The sequence below is a fragment of the Algoriphagus oliviformis genome (assembly GCF_017254915.1).
Taxonomy (GTDB): Bacteria; Bacteroidota; Bacteroidia; order Cytophagales; family Cyclobacteriaceae; genus Algoriphagus; species Algoriphagus oliviformis.
This window is the reverse complement of the sequence record NZ_JAFKCT010000010.1, coordinates 135,363-158,491: the sequence shown is the minus strand read 5'-3', so window position 1 is coordinate 158,491 and position 23,129 is coordinate 135,363. Positions and strand designations below refer to the sequence as shown.

Annotated in this window: 20 protein-coding genes; 10 read left to right on the top strand and 10 right to left on the bottom strand. The window is 53.4% G+C overall.

Features of this window, described 5'->3' with window-relative positions:
* Positions 1-149 precede the first annotated feature (149 nt).
* The 3 genes from tyrS (at position 150) to J0A68_RS19435 (ending at position 3,687) form a co-directional block, all read left to right on the top strand.
* Positions 150-1,442 (top strand): tyrosine--tRNA ligase, encoded by a 1,293-nt coding sequence (tyrS, locus tag J0A68_RS19445; protein ID WP_206579915.1) that lies wholly within the window; start codon positions 150-152, stop codon positions 1,440-1,442.
* A 128-nt stretch (positions 1,443-1,570) separates the two neighbouring features.
* Complete coding sequence (locus J0A68_RS19440) at positions 1,571-2,266, top strand: TetR/AcrR family transcriptional regulator (RefSeq protein ID WP_206579914.1); 696 nt, start codon at positions 1,571-1,573, stop codon at positions 2,264-2,266.
* Entirely contained in the window at positions 2,266-3,687 is a 1,422-nt protein-coding gene (locus J0A68_RS19435; protein WP_236025670.1) for an amidohydrolase family protein, read from the top strand. The genes J0A68_RS19440 and J0A68_RS19435 overlap by 1 nt, the downstream gene beginning before the upstream one ends.
* 113 nt (positions 3,688-3,800) lie before the next feature.
* On the opposite strand, the gene J0A68_RS19430 is transcribed toward J0A68_RS19435, so the two are convergent.
* The 4 genes from J0A68_RS19430 to J0A68_RS19415 form a co-directional block, all read right to left on the bottom strand.
* On the bottom strand, positions 3,801-4,223 hold the full coding sequence (locus tag J0A68_RS19430; RefSeq protein WP_206579913.1) for a hypothetical protein: 423 nt from the start codon (positions 4,221-4,223) through the stop codon (positions 3,801-3,803).
* 104 nt (positions 4,224-4,327) lie between these two features.
* Positions 4,328-5,200, bottom strand: coding sequence for a sulfite exporter TauE/SafE family protein (locus J0A68_RS19425; RefSeq protein ID WP_206579912.1), 873 nt, complete (start codon positions 5,198-5,200; stop codon positions 4,328-4,330).
* A gap of 136 nt (positions 5,201-5,336) precedes the next feature.
* On the bottom strand, positions 5,337-6,491 hold the full coding sequence (locus tag J0A68_RS19420; RefSeq protein WP_206579911.1) for a methionine aminotransferase: 1,155 nt from the start codon (positions 6,489-6,491) through the stop codon (positions 5,337-5,339).
* Between the two features lie 119 nt (positions 6,492-6,610).
* The gene (locus tag J0A68_RS19415) at positions 6,611-6,832 is read right to left on the bottom strand and encodes a hypothetical protein (protein ID WP_206579910.1); all 222 of its coding nucleotides are present in this window, start codon (positions 6,830-6,832) and stop codon (positions 6,611-6,613) included.
* A gap of 553 nt (positions 6,833-7,385) precedes the next feature.
* On the opposite strand from J0A68_RS19415, the gene J0A68_RS19410 reads away from it, so the two are divergent.
* Complete coding sequence (locus tag J0A68_RS19410) at positions 7,386-7,901, top strand: YdeI/OmpD-associated family protein (protein WP_206579909.1); 516 nt, start codon at positions 7,386-7,388, stop codon at positions 7,899-7,901.
* A gap of 168 nt (positions 7,902-8,069) precedes the next feature.
* On the top strand, positions 8,070-8,363 hold the full coding sequence (locus J0A68_RS19405; RefSeq protein ID WP_206579908.1) for a hypothetical protein: 294 nt from the start codon (positions 8,070-8,072) through the stop codon (positions 8,361-8,363).
* A 34-nt stretch (positions 8,364-8,397) separates the two neighbouring features.
* Here J0A68_RS19405 and J0A68_RS19400 read toward each other — a convergent pair whose 3' ends face one another.
* Complete coding sequence (locus J0A68_RS19400) at positions 8,398-8,523, bottom strand: 30S ribosomal protein THX (RefSeq protein WP_206579907.1); 126 nt, start codon at positions 8,521-8,523, stop codon at positions 8,398-8,400.
* Positions 8,524-8,663: 140 nt separating this feature from the next.
* Here J0A68_RS19400 and J0A68_RS19395 point away from each other — a divergent pair, with 140 nt between their 5' ends.
* The 4 genes from J0A68_RS19395 to J0A68_RS19380 all read left to right on the top strand — a co-directional run bounded on the left by J0A68_RS19395 (position 8,664) and on the right by J0A68_RS19380 (position 12,590).
* A complete protein-coding gene (locus tag J0A68_RS19395; RefSeq protein ID WP_206579906.1) occupies positions 8,664-9,389 on the top strand; it encodes a LamB/YcsF family protein in 726 nt (241 codons plus the stop codon).
* Positions 9,386-10,075, top strand: coding sequence for a 5-oxoprolinase subunit PxpB (pxpB, locus tag J0A68_RS19390; protein ID WP_206579905.1), 690 nt, complete (start codon positions 9,386-9,388; stop codon positions 10,073-10,075). Before J0A68_RS19395 ends, pxpB begins: the two co-directional genes overlap by 4 nt.
* Positions 10,072-10,953, top strand: a complete 882-nt coding sequence (locus J0A68_RS19385; protein WP_206579904.1) for a 5-oxoprolinase subunit C family protein — start codon at positions 10,072-10,074, stop codon at positions 10,951-10,953. Before pxpB ends, J0A68_RS19385 begins: the two co-directional genes overlap by 4 nt.
* A 125-nt stretch (positions 10,954-11,078) precedes the next feature.
* Entirely contained in the window at positions 11,079-12,590 is a 1,512-nt protein-coding gene (locus J0A68_RS19380; protein WP_206579903.1) for a DUF4301 family protein, read from the top strand.
* A gap of 554 nt (positions 12,591-13,144) precedes the next feature.
* Here J0A68_RS19380 and J0A68_RS19375 read toward each other — a convergent pair.
* The 5 genes from J0A68_RS19375 to J0A68_RS19355 all read right to left on the bottom strand — a co-directional run bounded on the left by J0A68_RS19375 (position 13,145) and on the right by J0A68_RS19355 (position 21,158).
* The gene (locus J0A68_RS19375) at positions 13,145-14,056 is read right to left on the bottom strand and encodes a helix-turn-helix transcriptional regulator (RefSeq protein ID WP_206579902.1); all 912 of its coding nucleotides are present in this window, start codon (positions 14,054-14,056) and stop codon (positions 13,145-13,147) included.
* A gap of 146 nt (positions 14,057-14,202) precedes the next feature.
* Positions 14,203-15,741 carry a RagB/SusD family nutrient uptake outer membrane protein gene (locus J0A68_RS19370; protein WP_206579901.1) on the bottom strand — a complete coding sequence of 513 codons (1,539 nt, stop codon included), beginning with the start codon at positions 15,739-15,741 and terminating at the stop codon, positions 14,203-14,205.
* Between the two features lie 22 nt (positions 15,742-15,763).
* A complete protein-coding gene (locus J0A68_RS19365; RefSeq protein WP_206579900.1) occupies positions 15,764-19,027 on the bottom strand; it encodes a SusC/RagA family TonB-linked outer membrane protein in 3,264 nt (1,087 codons plus the stop codon).
* A 16-nt stretch (positions 19,028-19,043) separates the two neighbouring features.
* Entirely contained in the window at positions 19,044-19,907 is an 864-nt protein-coding gene (locus tag J0A68_RS19360; RefSeq protein WP_206579899.1) for a hypothetical protein, read from the bottom strand.
* Between the two features lie 3 nt (positions 19,908-19,910).
* Positions 19,911-21,158 carry a YdcF family protein gene (locus J0A68_RS19355; RefSeq protein WP_206579898.1) on the bottom strand — a complete coding sequence of 416 codons (1,248 nt, stop codon included), beginning with the start codon at positions 21,156-21,158 and terminating at the stop codon, positions 19,911-19,913.
* Positions 21,159-21,537: 379 nt separating this feature from the next.
* On the opposite strand from J0A68_RS19355, the gene J0A68_RS19350 reads away from it, so the two are divergent.
* Entirely contained in the window at positions 21,538-23,115 is a 1,578-nt protein-coding gene (locus J0A68_RS19350) for a hypothetical protein (protein ID WP_206579897.1), read from the top strand.
* The last annotated feature ends 14 nt before the right edge of the window (positions 23,116-23,129 follow it).

Genomic DNA, 23,129 nt, shown 5'->3' with positions numbered 1-23,129 from the left:
ATTGGATTCAAAGTAAACAAAAAAACCTCTTCCGCATCTGCAGAGATGTGAGGAACGGAAAATGATTGCGGCGGAATCATCCGGCATCTTTTCGATACTCCCCGGGGATGGCCTATATTTGCGACCTGATTCAAAAAAGACCCTTCCCAATGAATTCATTTATACAAGAGCTGAAGTGGAGAGGAATGCTCCAGGACATGACCCCGGAGATCGAAGAGCACCTCAACAAAGGCATGGCTTCGGCCTACCTGGGCTTTGACCCTACAGCTGACTCGCTCCATATCGGTCACTTGGTCGGCGTGATGACGCTGCTTCACTTCCAGCGGGCGGGACACAAGCCCTTTGCGCTGGTCGGAGGCGCTACCGGTATGATCGGGGATCCCTCCTTCAAGTCCGCCGAGCGAAACCTGCTGGACAAGGCAACCCTCGACCACAACGTCGCCTGCATCCAAAGCCAGCTTTCCAAATTCCTCGACTTTTCGGGCGCCACGTCCAACAAGGCGGAACTCGTCAACAACTTTGACTGGATGTCCCAGTTTTCCTTCCTGGAGTTTATCCGCGATGTGGGCAAGCACATCACGGTAAACTACATGATGTCCAAGGACAGCGTGAAGCGAAGACTGGAAGACGGAAATGGCCTTTCCTTCACCGAGTTCAGCTATCAGCTCATTCAGGGCTACGACTTTTACCACCTTTGGAAAAACAACAACTGCTCCATCCAGCTCGGTGGATCTGACCAGTGGGGCAACATCGTCACCGGCACTGAGCTCATCCGCAGGATGGGTGGAGGCGGAGCCTATGCGCTCACGGTACCATTGATCACCAAGGCTGACGGCACCAAGTTTGGCAAGACCGAAGGCGGATCGGTCTGGCTCGATCCAGAGAAGACCTCCCCCTATGCCTTCTATCAGTTTTGGCTCAACGTATCCGACGAGGACGCCAGCAAATACATCCGAATCTTCACCGTGCTGGACCAGCAGACCATAGAAAGCCTGGAAACTGAGCATGCTGCCGCTCCACACCTGCGACTCCTGCAAAAGGAAATCGCAAAGCAGGTCACCATCATGGTACACAGCCAGGCGGACTACGAGATGGCCGTGAAGGCCTCCGAGATCCTCTTTGGCAAGTCCTCCACGGAGGATCTGGCCTCCTTGGACGAGCGCACTTTCCTGGCCGTCTTCGAAGGCGTGCCACAAGTCCAGCTCAGCAAAGGGGAGTTTGACGGCTTGGAAAATGTCCTCGACCTCTTTGGGGAAAAGACCCAAGCCCAGATATTCCCCTCCAAAGGCGAGGCGCGCAAAATGATCCAAGGCGGTGGCGTGAGCATCAATAAGGAAAAGCTCTCTGACCCCAACGCTCCGTTGGCATTTGACCTGCTCCAAGGCAAGTACCTTTTGATCCAAAAAGGCAAGAAGAACTACTTCATCCTGGAAGTAAAATAATCCGCTGACTGCCAGCACTAAAGGCCTCAATCATCGATTTGAGGCCTTTTTTATTGCCAAAAGCCCAGTTCCCCACGGGCATTTTGACCCTGATTTAATATCTTTGGATTCAACTTTTGATCAGTGTCATGGCAGGAGAAAAAAACAAGGAAAAACTCATTCTCGACTCGGCGGTAGCCCTGTTTACCACCAAAGGCTACCAGGCCACACGCATGGAAGACGTGGCCAAGCGGGCAGGCATCAGCAAGGGCCTCACCTATTTTTACTACAAAAACAAGGAAGACCTCTTCATGGCCCTCAGCAAAAAGGCCTTTGACCAGTTCAAGGAGGAATTCAGGGAAGTGCTCCGCTCCAAGGGCAAAAACGGCATGGAAATGCTCTGTGACCTATTGGCCAAGCTGGTGAATTTTTCCAAAGAGCAGCCCGTCTACTATCAGGCTGTCATCAACTTCCTGGATGTGTTGAAAAAATACAACCACCCTACGCTCAGGGAAGAGATCGATCCCCTGATCCTGGATTCCATCCATTTTCACAAGCTACTGGAAGCCCACCACGAGCCTATCAAACTGGGCATTCAGATGGTATCCCAAGGCATCAAAGACGGAAGCATCCGCCCAGAACTCCAGCCAGAGATCACGTTCTACACCGTCTGGGCGATGATCATCGGCTTTGAAAAAATGAGCGGTCCCGTCGGCTACGACAGCAAGGAGGCCAAGATCAGCGCCGAGGCTTGGCAGCCGGGCTTTACCAAACTGATGCAGGACATGCTCCGGGGCACCATCCAGGCCAGTCGTCCAGCCCACGTACAGACCAGCCTTTTCTGATGAAAAAACTTGCGCTCTTCCCTGCCCTGATCTGCCTTGCGATGGCCTGCACCTCCAAGACGGAGGTAGATCTCCTGATCAAAAACGCCTCGGTGATTGAACTCCAGTCAGGGGAAGTCATTCCCGATCAGGTGGTCCTGGTACGGGGAGACTCCATCTACCTCAGCGGTGGCGACAGTCTGCTTTCCCAGTTTACGGGCAAAATCGAGATCGATGCTGGGGCCAGATTCCTCATGCCTGGGCTTTGGGACAACCACGTACACTTTGGCGGGGCGGAATACGTGGACGAAAATGAGCGACTGCTTCCGCTCTATCTCGCCTATGGGGTCACATCCGTGCGGGACGCAGCTGGCGACATTCCGCTGGAGGTGCTGGAATGGAAGCGCGAGATCAATGCTGGAGAGCGACTTGGGCCAAAAATCTTCACCTCAGGCCCCAAGATTGAAGGCATCGACTCCGTCTGGCCCGGGGATTTGGAAATAGGCACAGAGGAAGAGCTGGATCGGGCGTTGGACTCTCTGGAGAAGCTCGACGTAGATTTTGTCAAGATCACCGACAATGCCCTTTCGGCCGAACTTTTCCTTTCCGCCACGAGAAAAGCCCGTGCCAGAGGCTGGTCGGTCTCCGGACATGTCCATCCCGTCATCACGCTGGATGAAATATCCAAAGCCGGACTTACCACCATCGAACATCAAGGCTACCTCCTGAGGGCCGCGACGTCTGAGGAAGAAACCATCCGGGATGGTAGGCTTACAGGCAAGCTCTCCCCGGCGGAAGCCAGCCTACTTCAGTTCACCACCCTGAGCGATTCGGTCGCTGGGATCAAATTCCGACAGTTTGCCGCCCAAGGCACCGGCGTTGTGCCCACCCTGCTCATCAGCTACAACATCGCCTACCTCGATTCCCTGGACTTTTCCCATGACACCATCATGGACTACCTCGGTCCGAGGCTAAAGGAAAGCTATCAGTGGCGAATTGACCGCTATGCCCAAGAAGACTCGGCCAGCAGAAAAAACCGCAAAATGCAGTTTGAAGCCTCGGCGCGACTACTCCCGCTGGCGTGGGAATCTGGGATGAAAATCATGGCTGGCACCGACGCAGGCTACCTGAACACCTACGACTATCCCGGCCTGGCCATCCACCGGGAGCTGGCTCTGATGGTTCGGTATGGCCTCAGTCCACTCCAGGCGCTTCAGGCTTCGATGGTGAATGGGCCAGCCTATTTTGGCTTGGAAGAAGAATACGGCGCGATCAGGGCTGGACGAAAGGCCAGCATGGTCTTGCTGAACAAAAATCCTCTGGAAGCCATCGAAAACACCCTTTCCATCGAGTCGGTGATCGTGGATGGAACGTACCTTTCCCGCGCAGACTTGGATGGCATGCTCGCGGAGATCAAAAGTTGGGTGAAGGCGAAAAAATAACCGGTCCGAAAACATCCACGAGAATCAAAGCGCGGAACGGTCCTGTATGGCGAAAGCCAAAAAAATAAGGGGTAGAGCGCTACCCCTTATTTTTTGGCTTTCATGTTCTTTCCTCATCGGCTTCTCCAGAGATCTTTCATTTGCTTTCCGTTTACGATCAGGACAAATCTGGCTGGGTTTGGCACCAGCACGATCCGCACATCCAGCTTGTCAAACTGGTCTGACTCGATTGGTACGCCGGCATTGCCGCCTACCTCGTAGGTCACCACGCCATTGGCATCCGGAAGCATCTCTTGGTAGGCATTGGCCAAGTAGGCCGTGGGCAGCAGGATATCGGTATCCGACTTCAGTTTGGAATAGATCTTCTCTAGCTGAGGCTCCAGGATCTCCTCATATTCGTCGTTAAAATCATCCTCCAAATCATGCAGCTCCTCTTCGAGGTCATCATAGCTCGCATCGCTATAGTCCATGGTGCTGAGTTGGTTTCTTTTTTTTACGATTTCGGTGAGTTGCTGATCCAGCTGTTCCCAATTCATTGACTGTTTGGTTTGATGAAAGTGCAAAGATGACCAATACTTCTTTTTTCACCGAAAAATATCATGGAAAATAACGCCGGGAAACCCTCGGAAGCGAAAACTGGCTAAGCGATCGCCAAGTAAAACGTCCGGATGCTGAGGAAAATAATCAACACCCCCACTCCTATCATCAGATGTTTTGGCTTGATGAGCTTGCAGATGTATGCCGCAAAAGGAGCCGCAACGATACCGCCCAAAATCAGCCCCAGAACGGGTGCGAGACTGAGTTCTTTCACAAAAAACAGGAATGTGGAAGCACTCGCCAGCGAGACAAAAAACTCCACGAAGTTCCCGGTGCCGATGGCGTAGCGGGCGATTTTGCCTTTGCTCACCAAGGTGCTGTTGACTATGGGCCCCCAGCCTCCGCCACCTATCGCATCGGCAAAGCCGCCCGTGGTGGCAAGCACAGGCAGACTGCGGCTGTCCCGGTTAAACTTGGAGGCATGTTTTTTCTTCACCTTCCTCAGGATCACGATCCCCATCACAAAAAGATAGAGCGCGATGGCCGGCTTGACCAAGTCTCCATTCACGTTGGAAAGCAGAAATGCTCCCAGGATGGAGCCTAGCACACCCGGGATCAAAAGCCGCTTGGCGAGCTTCCAATCCACATTGCCCATTTTCCAGTGGGAGATCCCAGAGGCCAAACTGGTAAAGACCTGAGCAAAGTGCACCCATGCCGAGGCCGAGGCCGGCGGGATGCCTATGCCCAGCAGGATGGAGTTACAGCTCACTCCATAGGCCATCCCCAAGGCGCCGTCGATACTCTGGGCTACGAATCCCACCAGCAAAAACCACAAAAACATCTCTACGTCCAGCTCCCAGCTTTTGATGGATTCGGTGAGGGTCTGAGTCACCAGCAGCGCAAAGATGACTGCGGCAAATGCGAAAAACATCGACCAAAAGGGTTCGGTCCGAAGGCGAAGGATCAGTTTTTCCATGGAGATTTTCAAAGTTTGCAGAGGAACGTGACGCAAACTTAGGAACAAAAATCATTTATCCTACCATATTAATAGGAATTATAGGGTTTATGAAAAACAAAACCACCAGCACCTTCCGATCATGCTGGCCATGGATCTAGAGGATGCTCCCCAATCCCCCCAATCGACGCAGCGCCTCCTGCAGTTCCGCTTCCTCTTTGGCAAAGCAAAAGCGTATGATCTTGTCGTCCCGCTTGTCGGAATAGAACACCGAGGTGGGGATACAGGCAACCTTCAGTTCCCTAGTCATACGCTCGGCCAGCACCCTGTCGCTCACTTGGGAGAGATGTCCATAGGAGGCCAACTGAAAAAAGCTCCCCTGGCTCGGCGAGAAATGCAAGCCGGTTTTTTCCAGCCCCTTCACAAACACGTCCCGCTTACGCTCATAAAAACCTGGTATAGAAAGGTAACGATCTGGGTGGATCAAGTATTCTGCCAAGGCATATTGGATGGGAGTCACGGTGCTAAACGTGACGTATTGATGGACCTTTCGAAACTCGGCGGTCAGGTTTTCGGGGGCGATGCAGTAGCCAATTTTCCAGCCGGTCACATGAAAGGTCTTCCCGAAAGACCCACAGACAAAGGTTTTTGACTTGAGCTCGGGATGGGCGCCCAGAGAGATGTGCCTGATCCCGTCAAAGGTGATATGCTCGTACACCTCATCGCTCACGACGTAGATGTCCCGGTTTCTCACCAATGCGGCCAATTGCTCCAAATCCCCCTCGGTCCAGACATAACCGCTGGGGTTGTGGGGGCTGTTTACCAAAATCGCCCGAGTCTTCGAAGAAATAGCCGCGGAGACCTTCTCCCAATCCACCGAAAAGTCGGAGGCTCGCAAGGGGACGTAGACAGGAGTGCCGCCGTTCAGCGTGATCGCAGGCTCATAGCTATCGTAGGCGGGCTCCAATACAAGCACCTCGTCCCCGCTACGGACGATGGCGGTCACGGCCGAGAAAATCGCCTCGGTAGCCCCCGAGACGATGGTCACCTCCAGCTCCGGGTCTGGGAAGTAGCCCTGTGTCAGCTTGGTCTTTTCCGCCAACACCTTCCTCAGCTGGGGAATGCCAGCCATCGGAGCGTACTGGTTATATCCTTCACGGGTATATTTCCCCACCAAATCGAGGAGCAAGGGATCCGCGCCAAATCCCGGATAGCCTTGGGACAGGTTGATCGCGCCCTCCTCTGCGGCCATGCGAGACATGACTGTGAAGATGGTCGTACCGATATGGGGAAGCTTGGAGGAAAGAGGCATGGTTTGTTTGGGAAAAGCACAAAATCGCCATTGAAGAAAGCACTTTTTTGTAAAAGTAGGGGCATGAAAAAAGCCGCAATTGCTTGCGGCTTCGACTTTGGGTAGTTTATAGTTAGTGATTAGTTTACGTTTTCACCGGCGCTCTTGGCGAGGGCTTTGCCTTTTTCCAGACCTTCCAAGCCAGCAGCCTTCAGTTTTTTGCCGATATCCTCGCTAGCTTTTTGCAGCTCTCCGAGGAGTTTGACGAGTTTGTCTTTTTGGGGACCTATCTTTTCTCTGTTTTGATAAAGAAGATATCCGGCAACGACTCCAGAAGCCAATCCTGCCAACCAGTAAGTCATCGTTAATTTTGAGTTGTTCATAGCGTTAAGAATTAGTGATTAAATAATTGATTTAAGAATGGTGAACCGGTTTTTTTCGACCTTGATATCGAGGGAAAAAAGCGAATAATTAACCTTCACCTATACTTTTTCCACGTATCAAAAAGGTTTTAGGTTTTAGAATTCCCAACAAATCTTGTATCTGAAGCCTTAATTCCAATTCCTCTAGAAAACCCCGATAGAAATCGGTTCATCCTCTTAGTTCCAATCCCCATGCCTTTTGGCACAAAAGCACAAAAAACCGCTTCTATTGCCTAGAAACGCAGAACCTGAAAACGTCCGTCGTAGTCGCACCCGAGATTTCTTTGGGCAACTGTGGGGAAACTTTCCCCAGCGGAACCGAGGGACTGACGAGTTGGAGTCCGCCTTCCATGGATTGGCTCTGCCTTCGATTCTATCTTTGCAAAAAAACCCGCCCTTGACCTGACGCAGCCAAAAGATCGACAATAAGCTCGGAGTCTATCCATTAAACGAACTTGACGGAAATAATCCGCTCTATCATTACCTTCACGGGATGACACAGCTCGCTTTCACAGGCACTTTGGGGCAATTTGACTTCAACCATTGGAGCTATCACATCCCCGTTCCTGACGCCATTTCCTCCCAAATGATGGACGAGAAGCACCGACGGGTGCTCGTCTGGATCAAGGACTCCGGCCCTCACCACATGGCCCTGATGAAGTCCAAAGAATACTGGTACCTGCTGGTCAACCAGGACCTGAGAAGCAAACTTAGCCTAGATGACGCAAAGTCTATCCCGGTGCGGATCGAGCGGGACCACAGTGAGTTTGGCCATGAAGTCCCTGAGGAGCTGCAGGTACTGCTCGATCAGGACGAAGAGGGAAACGGCTACTTCCGCCAGCTCACTCCCGGCAAGCAGCGAAGCCTGGTCTATATCGTGACTACGGTGAAAAATCCCGAATCGCGTATGCGCAAATCCCTCGCAATCCTGCACCATCTCAAGCTGGCCAAGGGAAAGCTGGACTTCAAACAGCTCAACATCTGGATCAAGCATTACAACAATCTATAGGTAATTATTACTTGATATACAATAATTTAAATACTTAACATATAGACTAAAAACCCGTTCTGGGAATGCCATTCCCAGGGCCGGACGGACCTATAAAAACGAAGAGTTTTAGAAAAGCAGGTAGCATCAGGCCAAAAACGGGCGTTACCAGTTCAAACCAAAATAACCATGAAAAAACTCAACACCCTTCTTCTTTTGCTTGGCCTCTTGGCCGGAGTCCTCGCCTGCACTAGCTCAGATGGGGAAGACCCACTCGACGTCTTCCGAGAGATCGCATACAATGCCCTGTCCAGCAGCCAAAAAGCCACCATCAATTCCAACTGGCAGGAGGCCGAGGTGGGCGCATGGGTGGATGGAAACTATGTGGTAGTCTTCGAAAGCACCGACCCGACGCTGGCCGACCTGAGGGTGATAGTCGACCCCGTCAACGGCCGGGTAGTGGAAATCCTCCCGCGCAACTAAACGAAAAGAGGGCCACTTGGCCCTCTCTTTATTTTCAGGAATCTTTCAGCTTCAGCTTCTTCCTCCTCGCCTCTTTATTCTGTTTTTTCTTTGGTCTGCTTGCTCCGAAAGTTCCCCTGCTGACCTTGCCTTTTTTGGACTTCATGTCTCCTTTTCCCATTTTTTTCAGATTTAAGTGAACAATGACTAAAAATAAAAAACATCAAAAATCCGGTCAAGGCCAAGCAAGGGAAATTGCCCAGAGACAACTATTTTTAACATGCTATACACGTCTTCCGCTTCGAAACCCACTTTTGCCCCATGACCAAGCCATCCCGCTATACCATCAATTGCGACCTGGGGGAAGGCATGCCCAACGAGCCTCAAATCATCCCTTTGATCGACCTCGGCAGCGTAGCCTGCGGCGGCCACTTCGGGGACCGGGAGAGCTTGCGGAGGACGCTGGAACTGCTTCGGAACCTTGGCAAAAGAGCCGGTGCCCACCCTTCCTATCCGGACAGGGAGAATTTTGGGAGGAAATCCATGGCCATCACCCCGCCAGATCTCTTGGGCCACCTGGCGGATCAGCTCGCTCTTTTTCAGGCCCTAGCCAAGGAAACGGGGCTACTGATAGACCATATCAAATTCCACGGGGCGCTCTACAACGATGCAGCGGAGCGTCCGGAGCTGGCCGCCGTGCTGTTGGATTTTTTGGAAAAGGAATACCCCGCCATCCCCCTGCTCCTGCCACCCCACTCGGAGATGGAAAAAGCCGCCAGAGCACGGAAACACCCCTTTTGCCTGGAGCTGTTTGGGGATCGTGCTTATCGGGACGACTACAGGCTGGCAAGCAGGTCAGAGCCAAAGGCCCTTTTTACCCAAAGCCAAGACGTGATTGAGCATCTGGACGCCATCCTGCTCCATGGAGAGATCAAGACGGCCTCTGGGCGGCTGATTCCCGTGCAGGCCGACACCATCTGCTTCCACGGGGACAACCCCGGCATCCTGGACATCTTGCTGCAAGTCCGAAAACGCTACTGGACATGAAGCCAATCTATCTATCCATCAGTCCTACCTTGGGGGAACTGCATTGGGACGGGGCTCCCGACGATGCCCTGCTTGCCTCTCAGCTGGCTTGGATGGAAATGATCCAAGCCGAATACTCCCAGCAACTACTGGAAGTCAGGCAGGGATTCACCGCTTTAAGCATACGCTGGAAAAGATCTGATAGTCAACTCCTTTTACAAAGTGAACTATCCAAACATCAGCCGCCTCCGAAAGAGCTTCCGTCGCGGATCTGGGAAGTTCCTGTTTGCTATGATCCGCACAACGGGAGAGACTTGGCGGACTTGGCCCTGAGGCATCGTATGTCGATCAACCAGCTGATCGAGCTCCATTCGGCACAGACCTACCGGCTCCATTTCTTTGGCTTTCTTCCGGGATTCATGTACCTGAACGGCCTGCCTCCCCAGCTCCACACGCCCCGCAAGGCTATTCCCGACAGAAAAGTCGAAGCCGGATCCGTGGCTATCGGGGGAGGCCAAACGGGGATCTATCCGCAGGAGAGTCCGGGCGGCTGGCACCTCATCGGCAGAACGCCCCTGCAGCCCTTTGACCCTAGGCGGAATCCGCCGGTCTGGGCTACACCGGGCGACCGGATCAAATTTGAGCCCATAGATCGGGAGACGCTGGAGGTGCATCTTCAAAATCCCCCCATACCCAAAGCAAAATGAAGGAAACAGCGCTTGCCACTATACTCCGAACCGGCCCGGGCACCTCCGTCCAGGATCTTGGAAGGACGGGCATGGCACGCTTTGGCGTACCGCTCTCCGGCGCGATGGACTTGCGCTCCCTCCGATGGGTCAACCACCTACTTCAAAACGATGAAAACGCAGCGGTGCTGGAGATTTCGCAGCCGGGATTTTCCCTGCGCTTTTCCGCTCCCACTTGCATCGCCCTAGCCGGAGCACTGACAGAGGCAAGGCTCAACGGCGCCTCGGTGGCCAATTCCACCATCCTCCCCGTGCATGCAGGAGATCGACTGGAGATTGGCGCTTTGGCAAAAGGTGCACGGCTCTACTTGGGAGTCAAAAAAGGCTTCCAGACCCCGGAAATTCTCGGTTCGAGGAGCTTCTACAAAAACCTGACGGATCAGTCCTTTCTCAGCAAGGAATCCACCCTGCCCTATCATCCAGACTCCACCCTGCCGCAAAGACAACATGCCAAAGCGCGCTGGTCGGGGGATTGGTTTGATACCGACACGCTCAGCGTACACCCAGGGCCTGACTTTCCCCTGCTGGATAAAGCCCAGCGAAAACGCCTCCTCGAAGAAGCCTTCACCCTCTCCAACCTTGCCGACCGCATGGGGATGCAACTCGTCGAACCCCTTCCAAACGAACTCCCCGAACTCCCCACCAACCCGGTCTTTCCCGGCATGGTACAACTCACGGCTGGGGGCAAGCTGTTGGTTTTGCTCAGGGACGCCCAGGTGACCGGGGGATATCCACGCGTTCTTTTTTTGGAGGAGGAAAGCCAGTGGGTGCTGGCGCAAAAGAAACCAGGAGACCAAATCCGTTTTTGCTTGGCCAAAAGCCAAGAAACCAGAGACTGAATGAGGTTCAATCCCTTTTTGGCAAAATTTATCCCCGGTTTTCCCAAAAAACCTCATCGCCGATTTGAGCAAAGGGCCGAGTCCTGCTATCTTTCAAGACTAACTTTTACAACCCCCAAGCAACCATGGATGCAGCCTTAAAAGCGAATATTCTGGCTCAGGGAATGGATCCCGAGACCGTCGCCTCACAAATCGAAAACTTCAAAAATGGATTTCCATTTCTGAAAATCACCGCTCCGGCTACGCCGGGACATGGCATCCGGGTGCTCTCCGAGGCTGAACTGGCCCAATTCAAACAGACCTACCCCAGCAAGGCAGCCCAATTGGACGTGGTCAAGTTTGTACCTGCATCGGGCGCAGCCTCGCGCATGTTCAAAGACCTCTTTAGCTTCCTCGACGGAGATGGTGACCTTTCCAAAAGCGCCTTTACCCAAAAATTCATCGCCAACGCGAAGAAGTTTGCCTTCTACTCCGACCTGGACGCCGCACTGAAGGCGCAGGGAAGCAGTATCGAGGCTTGTCTGGAAGCAGGAGATGCCAAAAAGATCGTAGCGGCATTGTTGGCTGAAGATGGACTGGGCTATGGCAGCCTGCCCAAGGGACTTCTGAGATTCCACGCCTACGAAACCGAAAACCGCACGCCTGCCCAGGAGCACCTCGTCGAAGGACTTCAGTACGCACTGGGCAAGGGCAACACGGTGAGAATCCACTTTACCGTTTCCCCAGAGCATGAGGAAAAGTTCAAGGCCGAGATCGCCGCAGTTCTCCCCGCGCTGAAAGCCGCCAGCGGCGTGGACTTTGAAGTCACCTATTCCCAGCAGAAGAAGTCCACCGACACCATTGCCGTCACGATGGACAACAGCCCCTTCGAAGAGGAAGACGGTAGCCTGCTCTTCCGCCCAGCGGGTCACGGAGCCTTGCTCGACAATCTGAACGACATCGACGCGGATCTCATCTTCATCAAAAACATAGACAACGTGGTCCCCGACCGGATCAAAGGAACCACCAAGGACTACAAGATGGCCATCGCCGGACTGCTGCTGGAAGTGCAGGAGAAAGTCTTTGCCGCCCTCAGAAAGCTCGATGCCGGAATAGACAAAGACAGCGTGGCCTTTGCCACCGCGGTGTACAATGAGGACCTGGGAGGCACGATCCCTGCCACCGTTTCATCGTCCAGCCTGGAGGAGGTCGCGAGCTTCCTCAGATCCAAACTCAACCGACCCATCCGTGTCTGCGGCATGGTGAAAAACACCGGAGAACCCGGAGGCGGACCGTTTTGGATACAGGAATCTGATGGCTCACTTTCCCTTCAGATCCTAGAAACCGCCCAAATAGACCTGAGTGACCCCGAGTCAAAAAAACACCTGCAAGCCTCCACCCACTTCAATCCGGTGGACTTGGTCTGCGGTACGCGGGACTATCAGGGCAATTCCTTTGACCTGATGAAGTATCGCGACATGCAAACGGGATTCATCACGGAGAAATCCAAAAGCGGACGTGACCTCAAGGCTCTGGAGCTTCCAGGCCTATGGAATGGCGCCATGTCGGGTTGGAACACGCTTTTTGTGGAAGTGCCGCTGATCACCTTCAACCCCGTAAAGACGGTCAACGACCTACTGCGGGACGAGCACCAGTAGAGAGGGAGATTTTAGAAATTAGACGCTAGACATTAGACACAAGAGCCAAGACGAGGACATTTTCTGCCTTCAGTCTTGGCTCTTGTATTTTGTCTCCTTCTTGATTCTTTATTCTTGGCTCTTGACTCTGAGCTCTTACATCTAGTGTTATGTTAAGTCGTAAATGGCCTTTTCGACTTCGTAGCTCGCGTTGCCCAAATGCAGACGGCAAATACACTTAACGAAACATTAGTTGGGTGTTTGCATTCCGAAAAACTTGCCCAAAACAATAGCTAAGGATAAAAAAAGGTGATCCCAACTCCCTAGAAATCAGGCCACAGGCTTTGCCCTGATTTGGTCTAGGGGCGTAGCCCTGACCTCTTCGTAGAAAATCTGCCGTTCGAGAAAAAAAGGGGCGTAGCCCTGATATCTGATAGGGCCTTAGCTACAAGTAAAGATGACAGAGCTACGCTCCTACCTTGAGATTTCTTGAAACTCCGGTGCTCTTGATTCTTGAATCTGAAGTCTTGACTCTTGGCTCTGAGCTCTTATATCTAGCTACTTGCGTCTTGATACTAGAAAGCCCCCTTCGCCAGCTGCTCTTTCAAATACGCCTTCATCTCCTCGCCTTCTTCGACTTTGACTTCGCCGGGAAGCCCCAAAATAAATCTCGCCAAGCCGGGAAGCTGGGGGATTTCGCCTTGGAAATAGTATTGGTTCCGATTTTTGATCTCCATAAAGGGCAGCGCATTGGGATGCTCCTCCAGCATCAGCTGATAGGCCCGCTTGCTTAGTCTGAGCTTGACGCTGTATCTGTTTTTCCCCGTAAATCCAAAGATCGCCTGTCCCGGCAGCTCGTGCTTAGGCTCATGCTTCCAGGCATCTTGGGAGAGCACGACTTCCCCCACCCGCTCCACCTTGAAGACTTTCATGCTCATGCTTTCCACCTCAAAGGCATGGATATGCTCGTAGTCGCTGGAAAAGCCCACGGGCTCCACCAAGCGATCGGAAACCGTCTCGCTGCTGAGGGAATAGTAGTCTTTCAGCCAGATCTGCTTCTTTTCGGTGATGCCCTGCCCGATCTGGTCCACCAGATTGCCCAGATGGGCCTTGAAGAGCTGCTCGGTACCCTGCTTGACCTCGGAGCGGAGTTGCAGCTTTTGGAGGACGGCATCGCGGAGCAGATTGCCCTTGCCTTGGCTCTCGATGAGAGATTTCAGCCAGACGCTCTCCTCTTGGGAAAAGGTGCTGTAGTTCAGCGTCGTGTCCTGCCCCGGCCGCTGCTTGATCTTGTACTTGCTAAATTCCTTGATCACCTCAAAACCCAAGGCCTCCAGCAGCTTGAAGTACCGATAGATCGTCCGCTCGTCTGTCTCCAGCAGTTCGGCCAGGCGATGCACGGGCTTGCCTATGTTTCCTTGGAGAAGGTTGATCAATTTGAATACACGGAGGATTTTCTGCTGTTCGATTTGTCCTGACTTGCTCATGGTGATGTGACGATTCGTGTCTAAAAGTACTCAAGTCAGCTGAACTTGAAAAAGCAACGACAGCTATTGTCAGAGAAACTCCCGTCTTTTTTGGGACAAAAAAAGGAGGCCGCAAAGCCTCCTTTTATGAATTGAATCCGATTGGATCAGTTGTAGCCCGGATTTTGGTACATGCGCTCCGGATCGAGCTTGTACTCGTCAAAGGGAATCGGATACAGTCTGTCCTTTTCGCTAAAGTTTTGCAGGTTGGCGATTCCGTATTCAGACTGCTCCTTGCTCTGGAAAAACTCCACCAGCTCAGGAACGGTAAATGCCCGGATCAGGTCATACCAGCGCTTTTGCTCAAATGCCAGCTCTACCCGGCGCTCGTGCAGAATCGCCAGCTTCAAGGTAGGATACTGGGATGCATAGCTCGGATCCTGCATCGCCTGCTCGTAAAGTGGCAATCCTGCCCGGTCCCTGACCTGATTCAGCATGGCGATGGCCTCCGCGGTATTGCCCAGTCGCTCGTTGACCTCGGCAAGCAGGAGGATGACATCCGCATAGCGCATCATGATGTGGTCATTTCCACCAAAGCCGTTCACCCCGGCTGCGTCGCTTCGGTCACGAAACTTGGTGATAAAGTATTCCTGCACGCGGGAGTCGTTGGCAAACTTCACGGAGAAGGTTTTGCGGGGATCGTTTGGCTCGTATTCATTGACCAAATCCAAGTTGACGCGGGTACCGCTGTTGGTGGCTGGGCGCTGTGAATTGATCGTTTCGCCCAGTGCCTGGTTGTTTCTTGCTACTGCTGAACTGAGGTTTTGGTCGCCTTGCTTGTAGACGATTTGAAAAATCAGTTCCGGATTGGTGGACTTTTGCGCCACATCGAAAACCGACTGATAGCTGATTTCCTTCAGGTCTCCGAACGTTCTTCTTGAATAGGCTGCATCCAGGTTCTGCTTCGCCAGGGCGAAATATTGCGCAGGAGCTTGACCTTCGATTTGGTTGCTTCCCATCGTCAAATAAACCTCTCCCAAAAGCGCATAGGCTGCGACTTTGGATACTTTCCCTTTGCCGGAAAGGGGCTGATGATCCGGCAGGGAACTGCCCACTGACACCTCCAGGTCGGCTACGATCTGCGCATACACCGCAGCCTCCGCTTCCCGGAAAGTAACTGCCTGCAATTCATCCGGTGTTTTGATTTCCTGGGTCACCAGGGGCACGGCACCCCATTTTCTCACCAAATGATAGTAAGCCAAAGCACGCAGGTAGGTCGCCTGGGCCAGGTGGTTGCTTCTCAGGCTTTCGTCAGCATATCCCACGGACTCGATGTTGTTGATCACGTAGTTGGCGCGGGAGACGATCACGTAGAGCGCTGACCAGTGGTTTCTCAGATAGGTGTTGCTGGGCAGCAGGGAAAAGTCGGTAAACTGAAAGGGCTCGCCGGCATTGGACTGGTTGTCGTTTCGTCCCATGTCGTCCCCTCTTTCGTCCACATACAGGGCGCTGCTCTCTCCCAGGGCATTGTTGCTGCGAATGGCAGCGTAGATCCCGTTTACCGCGGCTTCCACATCCGCCGGAGATGCCAGGAAGCCATTTGCCGGCACCGCATTGGGATCAGACAGATCCAAGAACTCCTCGCCGCAGGAAAAGAGCGTCAGCGTACTGAGGACAGTGAAGAATAGTATGATATGCTTTTTCATGGTATTCAATTTTGTAATCAGATTAGAAGGTGACTTTCACGCCAAGGTTGTAGGATGTCATGAGCGGATACTTGCCATAGTCCACACCCGGAGTCAGGTTGGCTCCGTCGTTGTAGTCCACCTCTGGATTGTAGCCTTTGTACTTGGTAAAAGTGAAGGCATTGTCCACGCCCATGTACACCCGGAAAGCCGTAAGTTTCATTTTCTGCAAAGCCTCAGGCTTCACGCTGTACCCCACGGTGATGTTGGTGATGCGGAGGAATGAACCGTCCTGGATGTAGAAAGTGGAAAGACGGGTGCTGTTGCTTTGCGTTCCCCCTCGGGAAGCCTTGTACACCCAGCCGTTGCCTGGATTGGCTTCGTCACGATAGCGATCATCGACCACGGCATACTGGTTGCCGGAGGCTTCCATGTTGAAAAGGTAGTAGTCCTGGCCATCGAGTACTTCATTGCCTTGGGAGCCGTTCATCGCCACGGAGAAGTCGAAAGCTTTGTAGTTTCCGCTCAGGGTCATGCCGTAGGTGAAGTCAGGATATGGGGTACCGATCACGGTCTTGTCCTCGTCACTCACGATCCCGTCACCGTTCACATCTTCGAAATAGAGATCGCCGGGACGCAGTGGATTGCTGGAAGCAAGGGATCTCGGAGGGCCTTGGATCTCATAGCCTTCGGGGAAAGACTGGGTGGAAGCGTTGTACACCGCATCATCCGCAGCGATGTTTTCCATGTCGCTTTCTCTCACCATACCCGCTACTTTGAAGCCGTAGAACATGCCAATCGGCTGGCCAGTCGTCGTGATATGGGTCAAGTAAGAGCGCTCCGCACCTCGGGAAAGGATGGTGCTCGCGTCGCCCAGGTCCAGTACTTTGTTGCGGTTGAGCGAGATGTTTCCTGCTACATTCAGGTTGAAGTCCGCTTTGGACACCGCCACCGCATCGATCTGGATGTCGAAGCCTTTGTTTTCCACCTTGGAATCAGGCATGTTGGTCAGGATGGTAGAAGTACCGGAGATCGCCGAGATGGGACGATTCAGCAAGAGGTTGAAGGATCGGCTCAGGTAGGCGTTGGCGATCACGGAGAGCCTGCCATGGAAAAGCTCGGTATCCACGCCAAAGTTGTACTGGCTGGTGGACTCCCAGCCGAGGGACTGGTCACGCATAGCCAAAGGCCAAACGCCCGACTCTACCGTACCGTTGCCAAAGACTACGGGCTGCGGCGTGGACATCACCTGGGCATAGTTGTAGTCCCCGATGTTGTTGTTACCACTGAGGCCCCAGCTGGCTCTCAACTTGAGGGAAGATCCCTCTCCCAGCCAGTCATTGTAAAATTCCTCGTTGGAGATGTTCCAAGCAGCGGATACGGAAGGGAAGTTACCGTATCGATTGAGCGGTCCAAAGCGGGAAGAGCCATCCCGTCTGAAGGAAGCGGTCAGGTAGTATTTGCTGTCGTAGTTGTAGCCCACCCTCGCCAGATAGGAAAGTAGACGCGTCTGGGTTTTGCCCGTGCCACTGTTCATCTGGAAGTTGGATGGGTCAGCACCTTTGCCGGTGATTTCCTCGATGTTGTCGTTTTCAAAGCCGTTGGCAGTCACACTCAGCACGTCGGTATCGGTAGCCTGCACGGTATATCCGGCCAGGGCGTTGATGGAGTGCTTGTCAAAATCCTTCAGGTAGGTGAGCGTAAACTCGCCCAGTTTGTCGCGACGGTCGTAGGTCTGTGCCGTGGCATAGGCGGCAGCTTTGGCCTGGTCAGAGCCTGGAGGGTTGGCTCCGCTACTCAAGCTGGTCGGCTTGTAGAACTCGTACTTTTCAAAGTAAGTCTGCATCCCCAGGTTGGCTTTGAAAGTCAAGCCCTTTGCCAGATCATAGGCACCGTTCACATTGTAGGTTCCGCGCTGTCCACGACGGCTGATGATGGTCTCGGTGGCTAATGCGAGCGGGTTTTCTATGCTTTGAAAGCCGTAAGCCGAAGAAAGCGACGCAGCCTCGTTTTTGGCCAAAGTGCCATCCTCATTGTAAGCCTTGAAGATCGGCATGTAGATCAGCGCACCGAGGATAGGCCCCTGGTTGAAGCGTCCCTCCTGCACCTCTCGGTTGATATTGCTGGTGAAAGCCATGTTGGCTCCCACGCGGAAGCGCTCGCTGACCTTGGAGTCCACGTTCAGTCTGAGGTTAAAGCGGTCTTGGTTGGTCGACTCGATGATACCCGGCTGGTGCTGGTAGCCTCCACTGAGGAAATAGCGGGACTTCTCGTTGCCACCATTGACGGAGAGATTGTAGCGCTGGGCATGGGCCGTGCGGTAGAGCACATCTTGCCAGTCCGTATCGTATTCTGGCGCGATGGCCGTTTGCGATGCAAAGTCATAGTACTCCGTGGGAATGCTCACCCCCCCGGCATTGCCGACATTGGCCACACGGGTTTGGTTGGAATCCGAGTACATCGCGTCCGTCCAGGTACGGCCGGAGTTCTCGATGAGATTGCGATAGTTGTTGTTTCTCGCGTCGATGAGCAGGTCGACAAACTGCTCGGAGTTGAGCAGCTTCACCTTTTTCTCCAGCTGCTGCATGCCTGACTGGTAGTCAAACTCCACTTGGGCTTTGCCTTCCCTTCCACGCTTGGTGGTGATGAGCACTACCCCGCCAGAGGCTCTGGAGCCGTAGATCGCGGCGGACGCGGCATCTTTGAGAATGTCGATGGACTCGATGTCGTTGGGGTTGATATAGACATCATTGGCTGCCGGATAGCCGTCGATCACGTAGAGCGGCGAGGAGCTGGCATTGATGGAGCCAATACCCCGCACGCGGATCTTGGTGGATTCGTAGGGAGCGCCAGAGACCTGAGAGACCTGCACACCCGCCACCTTTCCGGTAAGGGCTTGACCCACGGTCGGTGTGGTAAGATTGAGGTCCTTGGCCTTCAGGTTCGATACCGCGCCGGTCAGGTCTGACTTGCGGAGGCTTTGGTAGCCGATGACTACTACCTCGTCCAGATCCAGATCTTCGGCGGTGAGCTGTACGTCAATCGTGGACTGACCTGCCACGGCCACTTCTTTGGGCCCATAGCCCATCAGCGTAAACACGAGCACCGCTCCGGCACGGGTATCCATGCGAAACTGTCCGGCGGCATCGGTGATGTCGTAGTTCGTGGTGCCTTTTTCGAGAATGGACACCCCGTCCAGTGGCGCGCCATTCTGATCCCTCACGGTGCCGCTCACGGTACCTTGGGCCAAAGCCGCGCCCATGGTCAGGAGTGATGCCAGGATCACGTTGAATAATTTTCTCATCATGTACTTGTAAAAGGTTTTAAGGGATTGAAATCAAAGCGGCATTTTGGGTACGGGAGGAAGACACTGCGACGCCCAGCGCGGAGTCCAGGAGGCAGAAGCCTTCCAATTCATCTTTTCGGTCAAAATCTATCTGTCGGATCACGACTTCCTTTCCGGCTTTCACAGAAGCGTCCATGTCCAGCAAAGTCAGCCTCCAGAGCCTTCCCTCGATTTGGTTTTGAACCAAAACCAAAATCCCCTTTTCGGATATCCAGTGAAGGTTTTGTACCCAGGGAGAGCAGGAAAACTTGCCGACCAGCACACCTTCCTCGCTGGTTTTCTTGGACTTGGCGAGTTTGGAGGGATCATAGAGGCGGACTTCGTTGCGGGAGGGGCCGTAGTCAGAAGTAGCCACGAGCCACTGCCCTTGGTATTGCACATATTCCGGTCGGGTGCCTTGGATGCAGGCATCGTCATCGATGGTAGCGAGGAGGTTGCCGTCCAGGGTTTTCTTTTCCAAAAAGCCCTCCCAGTCCAAAGAGTAAATCACCGCCTTCCACCTTGTGCCTTCCGGATTGAGCCGTACGGAGTTGCCGATGAACGTGGGGAGCCCCGCCCGTCTGGCAATGCCCGTGGGATGGTTGATCACGTCCTCTCCCTCGATGGTGAAGCGATATTCCTCACCGGAATACTGGAGGGAGTCCGTCAGGGAATACCTGCGCATCATCCCAATCTCACGGTCGCCATAGACATAGATGGCTCCATCGATAAAGGACACGCCCTGCGCCGCACCTGTTTCGGAAAGGGTCTGGAGCTTGGCGATGGACATCTCCTGGGCGAAGCCCAGTCGCCAGCCCAAGGCGAGCACAAGGATTCCTATGCTGATCGCTGTATTTTTCATGGTTTAGGGATCTAGTGGTTCGTCTGTGTCGATTTGGAGCGATAGGAGCTGAGGGTTAAACTCCAAGGTCGTCGCTGATACGCGCTTACCATTGGTATAGGGCAGGTAGCCGAGCTCCCGCATACAGCGCTCCATCATGCCGTAGATGAACCTGCTCTGGGCTGGCGTGGTGATGGTAACGGAGGGACGATCCATGGGAAAACCGTAGCGATACATGATGCGCGCGGCATTGCGCATGTTGGTCGTGGTGTGGCGTGCATGGGGCTCGATGAGGATGGCTGACTCAGGCACGCCAAGCTTCAGCAGGTAGCGCTTCATCTCTACGGCCTCGTTGCGAAGGACTTTGTAGGGATGCACATAGCCGCCGGAGACCATGATAAAAGGCGCTTTGCCCCGCTTATATGCCTCAAAGGCCAGCTGGCATCGCAGCACGCCGCCAGAGCTCAGGCTGTCCAGGTAGTTGTCCGTGCCCGCGCCGGGGATGAGGATCAGGGGATAGTCAAACTTTTCCCAGTCAGTCCTCTTGGCGGCCTCGTAGGCAGCCTTGTTTTCCAGCGCTGTCATGGGCTCAAAGTCCCCTGCCCTTTCAAACCGCGCCATTTCCAAGGCATCCATCGCATAGCCCAGGGTCATTTTGTAGAAAAGCTTCGAGCCCTCGTACTTCACGTGGGCGAGCTCATTGAGCGCTTGGATATTGGCTGAGTAGGTCCGGGAATCCAGCTTCATCCCCAGGGAGTCAATGTTGGGATAGTTTGACTTGGCACCTCGGGCGTACACATGGATGATGTGGTTCACCGTCTGGGCATCCTGTCTCCAGGCATTCGCCAAAAAGACCGCCGGATCCGCCGCCGCATTCATCTGGTACATGCCGGAAGGTGCGAGGTGGTCGGATGCCAAAGCGGCAAAATCCCTGCTTTGCGAAGCCAGCTGCGCGATGCGCTGAGCGACCTGCTCGATTTCGGCTGGCGCAAAGCCCATTTCCCTAGCATAGCACAGCCCCTCGTCGCCGCAATCCACGAGAGTGGCAGCCAAGGCATCCAGCTTCGCCTGCGCGAGGCTGGTCAATGCCACATCCTGGATAAGGATCTCTTGGAGCTTGGGTTGCTGCTCGATCAGGTTGAGGAAATAGACGTTTTTGGCTTGGGTGGGCGAATCGCCAAACTGTACTCGGTAGTCACTCCTCGGCTCCTGCTGGGCCCAAACCAGGCCTGTCAGCAGCAGAAAAAGGAAAAAAATCGGTGGTTTTTTCATGCCACAAAGGACTTAAGCCAGCCACTCAATCCGCAGATTTCCCTTTTACCAGTTCGTGAAAAAATCGTCAACTCAACCAAGAATTTCTCTCCAAGGCAAAAAGCCACCTCGAAGGAGAAAACCTACTTCCATCCCACCTGACCCCAAACTTTGATGGGAAAAAGTCGGAATTGACATCTGTTTTACGCCTTGCGACTGCGCGATTCGGGATTGTTAAGTGGATGTTAAAAAAATCCAGCTTTTGCCCAAACCATCACGCCGTGTTAAAAAATCTAGAATTTTGACAAACGGAGGAGCTTGAAAAAGCAGCAAAGCCCGGCAAACGAATCCGTTTCGGAGCCTCAGCCAAATTTCCAATTCTCTCCCCTATTTTTACCCGATGCCAATTGCCCCCACCACCGACAGAAACAACCCAAGAGGAGCCTTTGCTGCTGGGGCGGCCTTTCTTTTGGCCTATTGGATTTTTGGTTTTGACGGGATCACCTTCTCGGACGATGTCTACTACCTCTTGGCCGGAAAGAAATTTTGGGAGGGCACGATGGAAATCAACGAATACCACTTTTCCACACGTTGGGGTGCCTATGTACCCGCCGGTTTGGCAGGATGGCTTCTGAGCTTTGATCCCCACACAGTCTCCCTTGTTTCACTCCTCAGCTACCTGGGCACCCTGCTGCTTTTGCTCAGAATCCTACCCAGAGACCGCAGTCCTTGGGTGCTCGTTTTCTGGTTTTGCACGCAGGTCTATCTCCTCCATTTTTTGACCAAGGTTTATCCTGATTCCCTGCTGGTTTTCTGGGTGACACTGGTTCCCTTTTCCGCAATCTTCAGATATGAAAAACCCTTCCTTGCCGCGCTGGGCCTTGTGTCAGCCCTTTTCTTTGGCTTTCTCACCAAGGAAACCATCGTGTTTTTGGCAGCATTTCCAGTCCTGCTTTTTGTGCTTGATTGGAAAGACAAAAAGCCAAACCTCAGCTTTTATGGCTATCTCTTGGCAATGGGATTCCTCTTCGGTGCGACCTACCTCGCCTACTTCTGGCTAAAATTTGGCGACCCGCTCTACCGCCTGCAATCCCTACAGGCTGGGCACTACATCTCGGAGTACACGTATGCTGACAAGGGCGCCTGGGTGATTCTCAAGCGGCTCACGATACTTCCTATCCTGACTTTTGTCGAGCGTTCGTATTGGCTTTGGCTCGTCTTTTCCCTGCCTGCTTGGGTACAGCTTCGCAAAAAACAGGGAAGTCCGGGTCTGGAATTCGGCTTGGCGTCTCTTTGTCTGTTGACAGGATTTTGGGCGATGAGTACCAACCTCGCCTTCTACAACCCCCTCTACCTCAATCCCCGGCATTTGATTGTCTTGGTGCCGATTTTGGCATTTTTGGTGAGTATGGGTTGGGCTGTCTGGCAGGAAAGCCTCCGTATCCGAAAAGCCATGGTCTTCCTCGTCGCTCTGGGTGTAGCCGTGAGTCTCCTGCAACAGGATTGGAAAATGGTGGGCTTCCAAGCCTCGTTTGTCGGAATCCTCCTCTGGAGAAATCTCCCAATGAAAGAGTGGGCCGTGGCGCTACTCCTGCTTATCCCCGCTTTCGCCTCGGTTTACTATCAGGGAAAGCTGAAAGCCTACCCCGAATTTCTGGATGCGCTGAAAAGCGAAGTCGGAAATCCCTCCGACCAAAGCCCCATTCTGGTCAACAACTTCGTGCATTTCAGTCGGGAGGTCCTTTTTCCCGATGATGCAAGCGCGCAAAGCCTACTTCTTCCCATCGAAAAGCTGGACTCCGTTCGTACTCAGCTGCCCCAGCAGTTCCGGGTTTTCATCTACGACTATTACCAACACGCTTATCCCAAGGAGCAGCTGGATATCGACAAGCTGCGGGACTTTCTCAGCCAAGAGGCCGAACTGGTCGCTGAAGAGCGAGGCCATCGCGTCTGGAAGGGGACTTTTCGCAGAAAGTAACCCAGCTCGGGGCA

Bases quoted from the DNA above. Each gene is read 5' to 3' on its own strand.
- J0A68_RS19370 (WP_206579901.1), bottom strand. From the start codon at position 15,741: ATGAAAAAGCATATCATACTATTCTTCACTGTCCTCAGTACGCTGACG.
- J0A68_RS19420 (WP_206579911.1), bottom strand. From the start codon at position 6,491: ATGCCTCTTTCCTCCAAGCTTCCCCATATCGGTACGACCATCTTCACA.
- J0A68_RS19350 (WP_206579897.1), top strand. From the start codon at position 21,538: ATGCCAATTGCCCCCACCACCGACAGAAACAACCCAAGAGGAGCCTTT.
- J0A68_RS19435 (WP_236025670.1), top strand. From the start codon at position 2,266: ATGAAAAAACTTGCGCTCTTCCCTGCCCTGATCTGCCTTGCGATGGCC.
- tyrS (WP_206579915.1), top strand. From the start codon at position 150: ATGAATTCATTTATACAAGAGCTGAAGTGGAGAGGAATGCTCCAGGAC.
- J0A68_RS19410 (WP_206579909.1), top strand. From the start codon at position 7,386: ATGACACAGCTCGCTTTCACAGGCACTTTGGGGCAATTTGACTTCAAC.
- J0A68_RS19430 (WP_206579913.1), bottom strand. From the start codon at position 4,223: ATGAATTGGGAACAGCTGGATCAGCAACTCACCGAAATCGTAAAAAAA.
- J0A68_RS19360 (WP_206579899.1), bottom strand. From the start codon at position 19,907: ATGAAAAATACAGCGATCAGCATAGGAATCCTTGTGCTCGCCTTGGGC.
- J0A68_RS19365 (WP_206579900.1), bottom strand. From the start codon at position 19,027: ATGATGAGAAAATTATTCAACGTGATCCTGGCATCACTCCTGACCATG.
- J0A68_RS19440 (WP_206579914.1), top strand. From the start codon at position 1,571: ATGGCAGGAGAAAAAAACAAGGAAAAACTCATTCTCGACTCGGCGGTA.
- J0A68_RS19375 (WP_206579902.1), bottom strand. From the start codon at position 14,056: ATGAGCAAGTCAGGACAAATCGAACAGCAGAAAATCCTCCGTGTATTC.
- J0A68_RS19415 (WP_206579910.1), bottom strand. From the start codon at position 6,832: ATGACTTACTGGTTGGCAGGATTGGCTTCTGGAGTCGTTGCCGGATAT.
- J0A68_RS19425 (WP_206579912.1), bottom strand. From the start codon at position 5,200: ATGGAAAAACTGATCCTTCGCCTTCGGACCGAACCCTTTTGGTCGATG.
- J0A68_RS19400 (WP_206579907.1), bottom strand. From the start codon at position 8,523: ATGGGAAAAGGAGACATGAAGTCCAAAAAAGGCAAGGTCAGCAGGGGA.
- J0A68_RS19395 (WP_206579906.1), top strand. From the start codon at position 8,664: ATGACCAAGCCATCCCGCTATACCATCAATTGCGACCTGGGGGAAGGC.
- J0A68_RS19380 (WP_206579903.1), top strand. From the start codon at position 11,079: ATGGATGCAGCCTTAAAAGCGAATATTCTGGCTCAGGGAATGGATCCC.
- J0A68_RS19355 (WP_206579898.1), bottom strand. From the start codon at position 21,158: ATGAAAAAACCACCGATTTTTTTCCTTTTTCTGCTGCTGACAGGCCTG.
- J0A68_RS19405 (WP_206579908.1), top strand. From the start codon at position 8,070: ATGAAAAAACTCAACACCCTTCTTCTTTTGCTTGGCCTCTTGGCCGGA.
- pxpB (WP_206579905.1), top strand. From the start codon at position 9,386: ATGAAGCCAATCTATCTATCCATCAGTCCTACCTTGGGGGAACTGCAT.
- J0A68_RS19385 (WP_206579904.1), top strand. From the start codon at position 10,072: ATGAAGGAAACAGCGCTTGCCACTATACTCCGAACCGGCCCGGGCACC.